Source organism: uncultured Anaerobiospirillum sp., assembly GCF_902485895.1.
Taxonomy (GTDB): Bacteria; Pseudomonadota; Gammaproteobacteria; order Enterobacterales; family Succinivibrionaceae; genus Anaerobiospirillum; species Anaerobiospirillum succiniciproducens.
In genome coordinates this window covers 1-15,817 of the sequence record NZ_CABTML010000094.1, presented here as the reverse complement: position 1 = coordinate 15,817, position 15,817 = coordinate 1, and the positions used below count along the sequence as shown (strand labels likewise).

The window sequence follows — 15,817 nt, the reverse complement described above, 5'->3', positions numbered from 1 at the left end:
GGGATTACCCTGGAACTCCAGATTTAGGAACTTTTTACTTTCATCATGGCTAACACTTTTGACCAGAAATTAGTACGCAACTTCTCGATCATTGCTCACATTGATCATGGCAAATCAACCTTGTCAGACCGCTTTATTCAGGTTTGTGGCGGTCTTAGCGATCGTGAAATGCAAGCTCAGGTTCTCGACTCAATGGACATTGAGCGTGAGCGTGGCATTACTATTAAGGCTCAGGCTGTGACTTTAAAGTATAAAGCCCAAGATGGTAATACCTACGAGCTTAACTTCATTGATACTCCAGGTCACGTAGACTTTGCTTACGAAGTATCTCGCTCTCTTTTTGCATGTGAAGGTGCATTATTAGTAGTTGATGCTGGCCAGGGTGTAGAAGCTCAGACTCTTGCAAACTGCTATCAGGCTATTGAGCTTAATCTTGAGGTTATTCCTGTTCTTAACAAGATTGATTTGCCTGCTGCTGATCCTGAGAAGGTAATCTTCGAGATCGAAGATATTGTTGGTTTGGAAGCTCATGATGCCTGCCGCTGCTCTGCAAAGACTGGTTTAGGTGTTGAGGATGTATTAGAGCGTTTAGTTCACTCTATCCCAGCTCCAAATGGAGATCCTGATGCTCCATTGCAGGCTCTGATCATTGATTCTTATTTTGATGATTACCTTGGTGTAGTGTCATTAGTCCGTGTTAAGAATGGCACCTTACGTAAGGGTGACAAGATCAAGGTCATGAGTACTGGTCAGGCATGGGATGTAGAACGACTGGGCATTTCTACTCCAAAGCGTGTCGATGTGCCAGTATTAAACTGCGGTGAAGTAGGTTGGGTCGTCTGTGGTATTAAGACCATTCATGGTGCTCCTGTAGGCGATACCATTACCCACGCACGCAATGTTGCTCCTGAGGCGCTACCTGGATTCCACGAGGCTAAGCCACAGGTTTATGCAGGCATGTTCCCAGTTGATACTGATGATTACAATGCCTTCCGTGATGCATTAGATAAGCTCTCTTTAAATGATGCATCACTGTTCTTCGAGCCAGAAAACTCTACTGCACTTGGCTTTGGTTTCCGCTGTGGCTTCCTTGGAATGCTGCACATGGAGATCATTCAGGAGCGTTTAGAGCGTGAGTACAATCTCAACCTCATTACTACAGCCCCAACTGTAATTTATGAGATCGTACTGACCTCTGGTGAAATTATTCATATTGACAGCCCTGCTGCACTGCCTCCAATTAGTAATATCTCCGAGATCCGTGAGCCTATTGCTGAGTGCCGTATGCTGATGCCAACCGCTTATGTTGGCGCAGTTATGACCTTGTGCCAGGAAAAGCGTGGTGTACAGACCTCAATGGTTTATCACGGTGATCAAGTTGCTCTTACTTATGAATTACCAATGAGTGAGGTTGTATTAGACTTCTTTGATCGCCTCAAGTCTGTATCACGTGGCTATGCATCGCTTGATTACAACTTTAAACGCTTCGAGCGTGGTGACTTAGTTCGCGTAGATATCTTGATTGCACAAGAGCGTGTTGATGCTTTAGCCATTATCGTACACCGTTCTATTGCTCAATCTCGTGGTCGCGCTTTAGTTGAGAAGATGAAAGAGCTCATCCCTCGTCAAATGTTCGATATTGCAATTCAGGCTGCTATCGGTGGACAAATCATTGCTCGCTGCACTGTAAAGGCTTTACGTAAAGACGTTCTTGCAAAGTGCTATGGTGGTGATATTACCCGTAAGCGTAAGCTCTTAGAAAAGCAGAAAGCTGGTAAGAAGCGTATGAAGCAGTTAGGTAAAGTAGAAGTGCCTCAAGAGGCATTCCTAGCAATTTTAAAGGTAGGCAAGGAATAGAAGGCCTAGTATGTTCATAAGTACCATATCTATACTGTTGGTTCTCTTCTGTGTATTCACAGGAGCGATGTATGTATACGATTTTATCAAGTTACGTCCAGCGCGAATGAAGGCCTATAAAGAGGCGAAGGCAACTCGCACAGACCTGACAAAGCGTCAGCTAAACTTGATTAAAGATGGCGAAGGTTTCGTACAGATTTGTGCAGCCATATTCCCTGTCATTTTCTTCATCTTCATGTTTAGGGCCTTTGTGTACGAACCATTCCGTATCCCATCAGGCTCTATGGAACCAACTTTGTTATCTGGTGATTTTATTGCTGTATCTAAATGGTCTTATGGCATAAGAAATCCCGTAAATAATGAGATATGGATAAGAACAGGTACTCCAGATCGCGGTGATGTGGTGGTATTTAAATACCCTGAGGACCCGTCACAGGACTATATCAAGCGCGTTGTTGGCCTTCCTGGCGATGAAGTTATTTTCAGTAATAAAAAAGTCTATATTCGTAAGGCTTGCAATGTAGGCAAGGTAACTGTTGACTCCATTGAGCAAGATTCAAATGGTCAAGCATGCGAGTCTCCTGTAGCTGTACCAATGGTAGCTGCAGGTAAGGTTGTCTATGAAGCCGCTACTTACACCCATGAGTTTACTGTTTACGATGAGACTCTTGGTGAAAATCAGCATAAGATTCAGATAAGTGAAAGAACACCTGACTTGTCTCAGTATTATTACAGACAGCGTGGTGCCATGCGCGGATCTTGGGTTGTGCCTGAGGGATACTACTTTGTTATGGGCGATAATCGCGATAATAGCAAGGATAGCCGCTTCTGGGGATTTGTACCTGAAAAGTACTTAGTTGGTAAGGCAGTTTGCATTTGGATGTCATTAACCTATGCCGACACCAATGGTTCTTTCTTCACTTACCCAACAGACTTTAGATACGAGCGTATTGGCTCTATCCAGTAATTAATTAAGGCTCCCTAGTGATAAGCATTAGGGAGTCTTTTAATTTCGATGATAAGTAAGAACAAAGAACTAGGCTAGATTAGAGAAAAAGGTGCAAACAAGCGTCGCTATCACCTTATGTCTTGCTATACTTAGACGATTTCGCTCCTATTTTCTTAGGAAGCACGAGTTCTCTTACATTAAATTAGTGTGCACCCTATAGTCCCTCACACTCCCTTGTCAAAAGGTGTAGCAGAGGCTATATCCTTGGTTTTGGGGGGTTATAGGGTGATCACTTCTTAAAGCTGAATTAGCAAAGTGATGACAACAGATCTTAACTTTATATACCGCATACAGCATCTAGAACAGACGCTTGGCTATGCTTTTCAAGACATTTCACTGCTGCAGCAGGCGTTAACTCATCGCAGTTATGGCACACGTCATAATGAGCGTCTTGAGTTTCTTGGCGATTCTATTTTAGGCATGATTATCGCCAAAGAGCTGTATGCCCAATTTCCAGAGAGCCCAGAGGGCGAGCTAACTAGAATGCGTTCAGTGTTAGTACGTGAAACTACTCTGGCTCAACTTGCACGTGAGTTTAAGATTGGCGATTGCCTGCTGTTAGGCCCAGGTGAACTCAAGTCAGGTGGCTCTCGTCGTGACTCCTTGCTTGCAGATGCAGTTGAATCCATTATTGGTGCCGCTTTTATTGACTGTAATGAGCAATTTGAGATTGTGCGTCATTTAGTGTTGCGCTGGTTCCACGACCGCTTACAGGCAATCAATCCTAACGTGTCGCAAAAGGATCCTAAGTCCACACTGCAAGAATTATTACAGTCAAAGCATAAAAAACTGCCAACTTACCGCATTGATAATATTGTTGGTAGCGATAATAATCAGATTTTCGAAGTCTCAGTCACTGTTGAAGACATTAAGCAAATCTTCAGAGGCAAGGGTTCTTCTCGCAGACGCGCTGAGCAGAAAGCTGCAACTGCAGTTTTAGAGTACTTGTCTGAAAAAGGCCTGTCATAGCCGACTAATGCGTTAAATTAGCAGAGCAATGCTGCTTTGTGGCAATCACATTTGAAATATAAGCTCCTAGAGCAGAGAGGAAAGATTGGAACAAACCAAATTCGGTTTCGTAGCCATTGTTGGACGTCCTAATGTAGGTAAGTCCACCTTAATGAACCACCTCATCGGTCAAAAAATTTCTATCACATCTAGAAAGCCACAGACTACTCGTAATCGTGTACTAGGCATTGATACCGATGGTATCTACCAAACTGTATACGTTGATACTCCTGGTCTGCATAAGGTTGAAAAGCGAGCCATTAATCGTTTAATGAATCGTGCTGCAGAGTCATCTTTAGGTGATGTAGAGCTGGTTCTTTGGGTAGTAGATGCGACTTATTGGACTGAAGATGATGAGATGGTTCGTCAAAAGCTTGAGGGTACATCTGCTCCTGTGGTTCTTGTTATCAATAAGGTCGACAAGCTTGATGACAAAGAAAAGCTGTTACCATTGATTGAAAAGGTCAAGAACACCTTGAACTTTAAGGATATTGTTCCTGTATCTGCTCTAAAAGGCAGTAATCTTGAAGTCCTTAAGGACATGATCAGACAGGCACTTCCTGAGGGTCATCATTGCTATAGTGAGGATAGTATTACTGATCGTTCTACTCGCTTCATGGTTGCAGAGATCATCCGCGAGAAGCTCATGCGACAAATGGGCGATGAGTTACCATACTCAGTAAGTGTAGAAATTGAAGAGTACAAGATTGAGTCAAACGGCGTAACTCGAATTAGTGCAGCTATTCTTGTAGAGCGCAATGGTCAGAAGAAGATGGTCATTGGATCTGGTGGCAGTCGTATTAAGCTGATTGGCTCTGAAGCTAGACACGATATCGAAAAGCTTATTGAAGGTAAGGTATTTTTATCTTTATTTGTAAAAGTAAAAGCAGGTTGGGCCGATGATGAGCGTGCGCTCAAGAGCCTTGGCTATGCTGACTTTGAGGATAAGTAAGGCTTGATATGGTGCTCGTGGTTAATGCTAGATGATGACCATGAGCATGCTAAAGACATTCCTGTGAGTTTAAGTTTATGGCAGCAGTAATTGAGCATGAGCCGTGTTACATTTACCACGTGCGCGACTTTCAGGAACATAGTCAGATCTTAGAGGCCCTCTCACTAAACTATGGTGCGTTGTCGATTGTGGTTAACAATGGCAAACGCATGAACTCTTCTACTCAGGCGCTCTTTCAGCCATTTACCCCGCTTAAGTTAAGTTTAAAACGCAGTAAGGGAGAGTTGTACTTCCTTACTGATTATGATTGCTCTGAAAGCGGCTATATCTTCCCTCTGCCTCAGCACTTTTGTGCTGTCTATATCAATGAGCTTTTGCATCATCTATATAAATCCCAAAATCAAGATATTAAGCTTTTTGGTGTTTATGTATCTACTCTTGAGGCAATCAAAAATAATCAAAATATTGAATTAAGCCTAAGAATTTTTGAGCTTACCTTACTTGAGTCTATGGGCTACGCCTTAACTTTGAGAGATGATGAGGGTTTGCTGTTAGAAAAAGACAGTTACTATCGTTTCTGTTTTGGTGCTGGCTTTTTCAAAGTAGATAAAGATGCAATGAGTGCCGTCATTGCCCAAGAGGAGTCTTTAAAGATCGCTGCGGCTCATAAGGTAGAGCCAAATGAGTCTTTTCGTCCCATTGGCAGTATGTCTAATCATACTGACGATGACAGTGGCATGATGTTCCCAAAATCTAAAGTGCGCGGGCGTCGTTTAGAGGACAGTAGCTCATACTACGCATACAACAGGGTAGATACATCTGATGCTTATCTTGCTATGGCAATGCGAAATGGCTTTGTCAATGAAGAGTATATGCAGCGCTACCAAGATCTACCGCATGATTTTATGGGGCCAGTGCTCTCTGGTGAACAGATTAGAGACATTGTCCGCTGTGATTTTGCCATGCCAGAGAGTGTCAAGCTTGCAAAACAACTAACAGGAGCATTGATTGAGCGTTTATTAAACGGTAAAGAGATTGTAAGCAGACGCTTGTACCGTGAGTACGCTCAAATGCGAAACGCCAAGGTTAGAGCACTCAAAGAGCAAAGACTAGCCCAAGAACAAGATAAAAAATTACAAGCTCAAAGTGCAAGTGTTCAAAGTGAAACAGTAGTCAATGGTGGCTCAGAGCTCTCAATAAACAATAGCAGTTCTAACAATACCAATGACAGTCATGCAACAAGCACTGCTTCAGTGGGTATGCAAAGTTACATGCATACAACTGAAGAACAAAGTGGCAAGAAGCCGCTTTACTTTGAGGCTTATCCTCAAGCACAACTAGGCGCAGAAAACAATAATAGTAATGTTGGTAAAGAACCTACTGCTCCAGTACAGCCAGTTGCGCCTAGAGGCTATGTCTCACAGTTTAATCATGTGCACAGAAATGTGCCTCGTGATAAAGACGATGCACCTGATTTCCTGACAGAGTATCTCAATCTAGATTCCCAAGTGTCAGGAGCTGTCGTTCAGAATGCTGTTCAGCAGCAACCAGATACTTATAAAGAAAATGATTCTGCTACAGCAGAACCAATGGCATCAGATATCACAAGTAAGCATGATCATTCTGCCTCAAAGGATGAGCTATCTGAGGCTTATAAGCTAGACAATACCGACGTTGTTATCGATGCATGTGTCTCTGAATCGCAGTCAGAAACTGTAATTGAAGAGGAACATAATGCCTCAAAAGCTGAGGTATCTGAATCGACAGAGTCCTGCGATCTCGACGTTGTTATGGAGCCTGCTGTTCCTGAATCTCAATCAGATGCTGTAATTAAAGAGGAGCATAATGTCTCTAACGCAGAGCTATCTGATGCATGTGAGCTAGAGAACGCCGATGTGACAAATGAGGCTGATGATACTAAGTCAGATAGAGCTAATGAGCCTCATGCTACAGATTCTTCAGAATCATCTTTAGATATTGAGGTGTCTAAAAACGCCATATCTGATGAGGCACATGAAACGCCTAAGTTAGATGCTGCTCCTACTAAAAGAAAGAGTAGAGCATCTAAGGCTTCCTCTAGAACTAAAAAAGAGGCTGATAAGCAAAAGGCTGAAGAGAAAAAGGCTAAGCAAAAAGCTGCACTAAAGGCTAAAGCTGAAAAAAAGAAAGAATTAGAGCGAGCCAAAGCTGCAGCAAAGAAAGAAGCTGAAAAATTAAAGGCAGCAGCTAAACGCGAGGCAGAAAAAGCTAAAGCTGCAGCTAAAAGAGAAGCAGCCAAAATAAAGGAAGCTGAGAAAAAGGCAGCTCAAAAGGCTAAAGAAGCTGAGCGTAAGGCAGCTTTAAAAGAAAGAGCTAAAGCTAAGGCAATAGCCGATGCTGAAGCTAAAGAAGCAGAAATTGACATGGAGTTTGCTCATTCTATGCTTGCTATGATTGACTCTGGTATGAGAAAAAGGCAGAGACAGTCTAAGAAGCAATCACTAGAAGAGTAGACTTCGTAATATGGTTTAAGGCAGCTGTCGCAAATTAAGATCCATAGTTTGGGTCGCAACTTGCGACAGCTGTTTTTAGTAAGTAACGGTGCTTTGCACCTTAGTTATTCAAGAGCAAATAATGGCAAGATTTTATACTTCTGAGAAGAAAGTAACTGCACCGAAAGCACTTGAGGTGGAGTGCGAGAGTTTAGATATACAAGGTCGTGGCGTATGTAAAAAGGACGGCATGGTATATTTTGTTGAAGACCTGATGCCATCAGAGATCGCAAGAGTAGTACCTTTTGCATCAAATGGCGTAGCAGGATCTCTTTCTAGCAAAGATAAGTTCTTTTCAGCAAAAGTAACTAAGTATATTAAAACCTCAGATGAGCGCCGTGCTCAGTCATGTCCTCTACAGGATCAATGCGGCGGCTGTCCGTTAGAGCATTTGCCTTATGAGACTGCGCTAAGCGCTAAGATTGAAGGTGTGGCTTCATTGCTGCGTAAGAGTGTTATTCAGGGCACTAAAGAAGCTAAGTCTACTAAGGTAAGTACAGCCAAAGGCTCATCAAAGCTTGGTAGAAATAGCACCATTAAGCATACCTTAGCTAAAAAGCAAGCTGCAGCTAAGAATGCTGCTAAACAAAAGGAGCTAGATGCTGTTTGCATTCAGGCTGCTGATTTAATTGCTGAGCCTTCTTTTGTGCTGCGTTCTGATGAGGTTGGCTATAGAAGAGCATGCCGATTAGCTATCCGTGGTGATCACGGAAAACTACACTTAGGCTTCAGAGGTGCAAAGACCAAGGATTTAGTGCCTGTTACTAATTGCGAGGTCTTAACCGAGCGCAATAATGCATTGCTTGAGCCTTTAAAAGCTATTGTCAATCGTATGGAGTCTAAGAAAAGCATTGGTCACGTCGAGCTGTTAGACAGTGATGGTGCAGTAGGCGTGCTTTTACGTATGACAGAAAAGCTCAATGCAAAAGATGAGCTTCTTTTAAAAGACTTCAGCAAAGAATACTCTGTAGTAGTCTCTGTGCTTGAGCCATTTAAACAGCTTGATGACACTGAGGTTGTAAGAGAGCGCATTATTACTGGCGAGAGTGATGAAGATGTGCGTCGTATGTTTGTAATGTCAAACGACTGCAAGATCTTCTGTTCTCCTTCGTCATTTGTGCAGGTTAATGGCAAGTTAAATCAGCTCATGATTGAGCAGGTGCTTAAAGAGGTTGAGCCATCATCAGAAAAGAAGGTGCTGGATCTTTTCTCTGGTCTTGGCAACTTTAGTTTACCTGTGGCAAAAGCAGGAGCGACTGTAGTTGGTATTGATATCGTCAGTGACATGGTGCGTAGAGCTAATGAGAATGCCAAAGAAAATGGTATTGATGCAGAAAAAGCTCGTTTCTTTGTCGCCGATCTTGAAGAGCCTTTTGAGTCTCAGCTGTGGGCAAAAGACAGCTATGACGTGGTTGTGATGGATCCAGGTCGTAGCGGAGCTAAGCGCTCAGTGTCTTTCATGGGCAAGCTCAAGCCAAAGAAGATCATTATGATTTCTTGCAACCCATTGGCTGCAGCTCGAGATTGTATTCAGCTTATTGGCTCTGGGTACAAGCTAGACTCTTGGGGAGCAATTGATATGTTCCCACGTACTACTCATATCGAGATTATGCTGGTATTTTCTCCAGAGCAAAAATAGTTTGCTTTTAAGGAAATGAACCAAGTTGTTACAGCTCTTACAATAATTGCACATGATGCGTGCATGGGGTAGTTAGCTGTTACAATTATCAGACAGGCATAATCTTTAATCTCGCCTGCTATTGACTCTGCTTTAGCAGAAATATTTAGTTTCTGCTGCATTAAAGCTGTTAGGAGTGCATATGGTTGCTTTAAGAGACACTCATGAGGCCTCATTTGACTTTGACCAATGGGCAGCAAAACTTAATTTACCTCAAGAACAAAAAGAAAAGCTGCATAGCTGTCATCTTTATGTGCTTAAGTGCATTGAGGCAAATAACTCTTTGAGCAAACCAAATCAGGATAAGCAGGCTCAGCAAAGCTCGTCTGATAAGGGTAATGATGATCAGAGTCAATCATCAGAGAACCGTAAGGGCGCTCGTGCATCTCGTCAAACTCTGTACATCGATCCTAAAGCTCAGAGTAATTTGTCAGCTGAGATTATTTCCATATTGATGAACCTCAATATGGATTTGGATTCATTGTTAGTGGCGTTCCTTTATCCACCATTTGAGGCAAAGGTTTTAGACCTAGATAGCGTAGAAGAGACTTTTGGACCTGGTATCAAAAAGCTTCTGCTGAAAGTTAAGGATATGGAGGCAATTCGCTTCTTACAAAACCTTAACACTAAAGGTACCGATACACAGGTAGATCGTGTGCGTCGCATGATGCTCTCCATGGTTGATGACGTTAGAGCTGTTGTCATTAAGCTTGCAGAACGTATTGCTGTAATTAGAGCAGCAAAACACGCATCTGAAGAAAATAAGCTGCAGATTGCTAGAGAGATTGCAAATATCTATGCGCCGTTAGCCAATCGTCTTGGTATTGGTCAGCTCAAGTGGGAGCTTGAGGATCTTGCATTCCGCTTCCTGCATAACGATGACTATAAGGAAATTGCACGAGAGCTAGGTGAAAAACGTGTAGAGCGAGAGCGCTACATTGATCACTTTGTTTCTGAAGTAAAAGAGCTTTTAAGCGAAAACGGCATTAAAAACGCTGAGGTATATGGTCGTCCAAAGCACATTTATAGTATTTGGCGAAAGATGCAACGTAAGCATTTGCCTTTCTCCTCATTATTTGATGTGCGTGCAGTACGTGTCATCGTTGATAAGATTGAAGACTGTTATGCAGCTTTAAGTATCATCCACACTCGCTGGGAGCATATCGAAAAAGAATTTGACGACTATATTGCCAACCCAAAGCCAAATGGATACCAGTCTATTCATACTGTAGTGTATGGAGACGGCCATAAGGCTATTGAGGTGCAGTTTAGAACTCATGACATGCACCAAATGGCGGAGCTTGGTGTTGCTGCTCACTGGAAGTACAAAGAGGGCGGTGGCTTAGGTTCTGGTGTAGAGCAACGTATCAATTGGCTGCGTAAGTTGCTTGCGTGGCGTGATGATATGGTTGAGTCAGGTGCTCTTCTAGACGAATTTAGAAAGCAGGTATTTGAAGATAGAATCTATGTCTTTACTCCTAGAGGTGAAGTTGTAGATCTGCCTACTGGTGCTACACCTTTAGATTTTGCCTATCAAGTTCATACCATGATTGGTCACCGCTGTATTGGTGCTAAGGTAGATGGACGTATTGTTCCTTACACTTATAAGCTCAAGACTGGTGAACAAGTTGATATCATCACACAAAAGGAACCTAATCCTTCACGTGATTGGATCAACGCAGATAATGGCTATATCAAGACATCTAGAGCTCGTTCTAAGTTAGTTAACTGGTTTAGAAAGGTTGATTACGATAAGAACGTACAAGCTGGTGTAGATATATTAGAGCGTGAAGTTGTTCGCCATGGTATTGGACTTAACAAAGATCAGGTCGCAGCTTTCCTTAAAGAGAAAATTGCACGCTTTAATGTTCGTACTGTAAACGATATCTATGCAGGTATTGGTGCGGGCGATATTAAGGTAAATCAGATCATATCTTTCCTTGAAGAGCGTGTATTCAAGCGTGATTCTTCAAGTAAAGAACTGCAGTTACACTCTTTAATCTCTGAGAAAACTCATCAACAGCTGCGCGAGCGTCATGCAGATAATAAGGGTCGCATCATGGTAGACGGCATTGGTACCATGATGACTCATATTGCTAAGTGCTGTCAGCCAATTCCTGGTGATGAGATTATTGGCTTTATTACTCAAGGTCGAGGTATATCGATCCATAAGGCTAATTGTCCACAGCTAAAGGGGCTGATGAAGAAAAATCCTGAGCGTGTTGTTTCGTCTCAGTGGGGTGACTCGGCAGGAGCTAATGGATTTACCGTTACCATTAAGATCGTGGCTCTAAACTACCCTGGCCTGCTTCGTGATGTAACCACAGTAATAGCTAATGAAAAGATTAATGTAATCGGTGTGCGCTCACATACTGAACGACAAAAAGATCTTACAATAATCGATATTGATTTGATGCTGGTAAATTTACCTGCATTAAATAGAGTTCTGACAAAGCTTAACGAAATTAAACAAGTTCGGTCAGCATCCAGAGTTTAGTTTTTTTTAGGCTGTGATATTCACAGCCTTTTTTATAATGATTTATTTAATTTATGACTCTAGAATTATCAAACAGTACTGAAAGCCCAAAACTTGCTGTTATTGTTCCTGTCTACAAGGTTGAAAAGTATCTTCCAAAGTGTCTTGATAGCATAATAAATCAGACATACAAGAACCTACAGATTATTTGCGTAGACGATGGTAGTCCTGATAAATGTGGGGATATTCTTGAAGAATATTCAAAGAAAGACTCACGCATCATTGTAATCCATAAAGAAAATGGAGGACTTTCGTCTGCTCGCAATGCAGCGTTAGATTTGCTAAATCAACAATGGGCTTCAGATAGAGGAAATTGCCCAGAGTTTGTAACTTTTGTTGACTCTGATGATTATATAGACCTTGTAGCCTATGAAGAATGCTTAAAGCAAATCACCAATGATATCGATGTATTGGGCTTTGGTAGTGAGCTCGTCTCCAATGATGAAAATCCTATTGCAACTAATCGAGCTGAAGAGAGCAATAAACTTGATTTGAGTGGTAAACAAGCTTTAACTGATGAGGTTATTGCTGCAACATCTATGTCAGTATGCAATAAAATCATCAGGACTCAAATTATATTTGATAATAATATAAGATTTCCTGAAGGGCTTTCTTTTGAGGATGCCTATTTTAAAACTGTATATCTTTGCCATTGCAAAACAATATTGTTTGACTCAAATCTTTATTATAAATATTTAATTAGCAGAGCTGACTCTATAACAGGAAGCATGTATTCAAAGAACTCAACGTTGTCAATTGAGAGTATTGAAATTGTTAAACTAGTTCTTGATTATTTAAAAAACAAGAATTTATTTAACAAGAAACAAGAAGTTTTTTGGCTGTTTTTTTACCATATGATTATTAAGGTAGCTCTTAATATAAAACTTTCTAAAGATGATGAAAAAACAATATACTCTGAAGCTGCACGAATTATTAAAGAAGAAAAACATTGTCCACAAAATCTTCTTCAAAAAAGATATGATGAGCTAATTTTAGATTGTGACATTCAAGATTCAGATAATTATTCTAAATATAGATTATTTAGAAAAAAGCATAGACTGGACTACGATAAGTATTACATTTTAGGCATCCCAGTTGCTAAGCTTCAATATTCAGTCAATTCAAAAATACTAACAATAGTTGGTCTGATTAAATTAAATCTAAGCTAGATTTAATACACAGCCAAATAAAGTGCCATGTGGCCTAAAATAGCATGATACATTACAGCTACTACAAATTAATTTAAAAAAGAACCTTATTTTAGTCTGCTAAAAGTAAATCAATTTTTGTAGAGCCACTAGGGCCTGGTTATAAGAGCAATCATCAGGCACTCTGTATAGGTGCGATAAATACGGTCCTTTTACTAAAGGACAACTATGTCCAGTCTCAAATAAAGTGCATATAAATTACTATCAAAGTTTTATAGTCTTTAGACGCTAATTCTTTAAATTTTGGATCAATTTAATAAATTTAGCAGTAAATCCGATACTTTTTTAAAAAGTAACCTATTGCTAACTTAATTGTTAATCATTTTTGCTTCTCGTTCTAGAGTCTTTCTATTTTTACTACCTTTAGGCCGACCTCTGCCTCGGTGTTCCTTCTCAAACTCCTTAGCCATTCGTTCTCTAAAGGCAATTGTACTCTTATTTAAACTCCCTTTTGGTCGTCCAACCTTTGGCTTTGAAGGCTGTAATACCTGCACTGCAACAGTAGTATGAGCATCAGATTGCATAATGCCTATGGCTTCATTCGATGGTTTGGCCTGCATAACATTATTTGTTGCCAACAATGCCTGAGCCTCCTCTCTAGCAAGAGTCTTGTTGTTCTTACGGCCTAACGGTCTACCGCGCTTAGCCGGAGGCTTTGGCGGGAGTAATGCTAATGCTGCTTCTCGCTCAAGAGTCTTTTTGTTCTTACTGCCTTTTGGACGTCCTATTTTTGCAGGTGGCTTTGGAGGCAATAAAGCTTCAGCAGCCTCTCGTTCAAGAGTCTTGTTGTTCTTGCGGCCTAACGGTCTTCCACGTTTAGCAGGTGGTTTGACTGCTTGCGTATCTCCATGCCTTTCTCGCTCAAGAGTCTTTTTGTTTTTACTTCCTTTTGGACGACCAGGCTTGCGTTTTACTGGGATCGTATCAAACTCTTTGGCGACAATGCATGATGGCTCTATCGTTTCTCCTTGCATTGATAGATGATGTCTATCTGATTGGCTAAGAATTCCATCTTTATCAAAAGAACATAGTGTTCTGAACTCTGAAATGTTAATACGATCTGAGATCTGGTTCATTTGAGTAGCTAAATCAGAAAGGTCTGAGTTAGTAATACCTAGCACGTTGAATAACGATTTTACCTGCTTTTCACCTGAAAACTGTGAGTAAAAACCACCATTTATGCCATTCACTACAGCAACTCTTTTTAACTTGCCTAGCATAAGATTAGTTTCAGACTTAGCACTCGCACAAGCAAGAACAAACTGAGCGCACAGAGCCGAGGCAATGAACGACACTGCAATCCTTGCCTCAACACTTGCATCCGAATGACCTCTTAAAGTATAAAATCCAAGCATACTTTTAACTTGTGTGAATGCATTTTCAGATGCGTTTCTTGATGCATACAGTGGATACATCTCGGATGCCGTTAGCTCTAAAGAAGATGCAATTGCAAAGAATCCTTTTGAATCGAACAGCTTCTGCCACTGAGCATAGTTAACAGCTACAGAATCAGGTTGCCCCTTTTCACCTTTCACTATGCTAACAATGCTCTTAAATTTTGAATCAATCTCAGGTGTTCTATGGGTATCAATAGCTGCTTTAGCGTCAGTAATAGCATCAAAAACTTGTGTATTTAGATGCTCACTACGTTCTGTTGCATTGAGGTGATGAAAGAACAAACCAACTGTTGTAGGTTCTGAGCTCTTTTGAAATACTCGTGCCTTAGATGTACATCCATAAAGTCCATCTCGTGAAATAAGATGCATGACATTGCATCGAATGGCATCTGCATACAATGAGAACATCTCATCATAACCGTTACATGCACCTTTAAGCATGATGATGTACTCTAGCCCCAAATCAGTAATAGCGTTCATTATCTGCTCACTAGCAAAACCTCTATCTAGCAGCACACCTTTGACCTTAATGCCTGACGCTTTAAGTTGCGACAAAATGTTGTCAAATGCCTTGCAATCAGGAACATTACCTTCAATTACACTCCATGTTATTGGCATGCCATTGCTAGCATCTACAGCCCAGATCTGGCTAATGATATCCACGCTTTTTCCTGATTTGGCATTGCCTTTAGCAGCCAAAGCACTTCCAACCAGCTTGGAGTCTACGTTTGTCCCGTCTACACTGAGCCAAACCTCCGAAACATCATGGTTTCTTATGTACTCCTCCATCCACGCATTCTTGAAGTTTACAATCATGCTATCTGTAATCGTGCTAGTTAAAAGAGTAGTCATGCTTGAGGAGCTTAAAGCAGAAACTGAGAAGTGCATGTAGCTAGCAAGAAAGTTATTGAGCTGATAGACGGTATTGTCTTTAGACGCTAAGCACATCATTGCATAGTCCATAATGGCATTACCGGTCTTAGCGCCAAATGCGTACTGAACGGTTTGATAGAGTCCACATGCAGCAGATAGCTTTAGACTAACCGCATATATTCCAGAAATAAGATGACTATCGCCAACAGAGTAATTTCCGTAGACGTCATTAAACAGACATGGAAACTCACTTTTAAAGTTCTGATTAGGCTGGAATTGGCGTTTACCACTCTTAGAGAGTCCTGAGACAAGTTTTCCAATATGATGCTTATGACGACCGTCTTTATCATTGGTCCAATAGACCACATACTTGTTTTCAGTAATAGAAGCCCATTCTGGTACTTCCATTACTGGGAAATTCTTTAAAATAGCCATCTCAGTTAACCTCAAAAATATTGATCCTCGTGGATTAGTATATTTTACATTATACTGAGAACTATATCAACAATCATTTCAAGAAATTAGATCTAAAATCCTTTATTTATGCTGTAATTTGATATTTATATTAAGTCGGATGTAAAATATAGTAAGATACTGATCCAAAAGACTGAGAATTAGCGTTTATAGACAAAATATCAAATAAATTATATATAAATCACTATCTTAGTTCTTTACATTAGCACTATTAAATGATATTATTATAGATAATTGTACATATTATTTAATGGTAATACTTATGGTACCTGATAGTGTAAAGAAAGTTCCTAG

The 15,817-nt window shown here is 40.9% G+C and carries 9 protein-coding genes; 8 read left to right on the top strand and 1 reads right to left on the bottom strand.

The annotated features are described in order from the left end of the window. Window positions 1-45: 45 nt before the first annotated feature. From lepA to RDO37_RS07430, 8 genes are all read left to right on the top strand, one after another. Complete coding sequence (gene lepA, locus RDO37_RS07465; RefSeq protein ID WP_027939986.1) at window positions 46-1,857, top strand: translation elongation factor 4; 1,812 nt, start codon at window positions 46-48, stop codon at window positions 1,855-1,857. Between the two features lie 10 nt (window positions 1,858-1,867). Beyond that, window positions 1,868-2,824, top strand: coding sequence for a signal peptidase I (lepB, locus tag RDO37_RS07460; protein ID WP_273323948.1), 957 nt, complete (start codon window positions 1,868-1,870; stop codon window positions 2,822-2,824). Between the two features lie 300 nt (window positions 2,825-3,124). After that, window positions 3,125-3,835, top strand: a complete 711-nt coding sequence (gene rnc / locus RDO37_RS07455) for a ribonuclease III (protein ID WP_044121905.1) — start codon at window positions 3,125-3,127, stop codon at window positions 3,833-3,835. A gap of 85 nt (window positions 3,836-3,920) precedes the next feature. Continuing rightward, window positions 3,921-4,826: a GTPase Era gene (gene era, locus RDO37_RS07450; RefSeq protein WP_308498640.1), complete on the top strand. Its 906-nt coding sequence runs from the start codon at window positions 3,921-3,923 to the stop codon at window positions 4,824-4,826. A 77-nt stretch (window positions 4,827-4,903) separates the two neighbouring features. Further along, window positions 4,904-7,318 (top strand): DNA repair protein RecO, encoded by a 2,415-nt coding sequence (recO, locus tag RDO37_RS07445; RefSeq protein WP_308498639.1) that lies wholly within the window; start codon window positions 4,904-4,906, stop codon window positions 7,316-7,318. Between the two features lie 121 nt (window positions 7,319-7,439). Then, entirely contained in the window at window positions 7,440-8,996 is a 1,557-nt protein-coding gene (rlmD, locus tag RDO37_RS07440; protein WP_308498638.1) for a 23S rRNA (uracil(1939)-C(5))-methyltransferase RlmD, read from the top strand. Window positions 8,997-9,177: 181 nt separating this feature from the next. Next, entirely contained in the window at window positions 9,178-11,532 is a 2,355-nt protein-coding gene (gene relA / locus RDO37_RS07435) for a GTP diphosphokinase (RefSeq protein ID WP_308498637.1), read from the top strand. A gap of 53 nt (window positions 11,533-11,585) precedes the next feature. Then, window positions 11,586-12,740, top strand: coding sequence for a glycosyltransferase (locus tag RDO37_RS07430; protein WP_308498636.1), 1,155 nt, complete (start codon window positions 11,586-11,588; stop codon window positions 12,738-12,740). 347 nt (window positions 12,741-13,087) lie between these two features. On the opposite strand, the gene RDO37_RS07425 is transcribed toward RDO37_RS07430, so the two are convergent. Next, window positions 13,088-15,028, bottom strand: coding sequence for a transposase (locus tag RDO37_RS07425; RefSeq protein WP_308498635.1), 1,941 nt, complete (start codon window positions 15,026-15,028; stop codon window positions 13,088-13,090). Window positions 15,029-15,817: the final 789 nt, after the last annotated feature.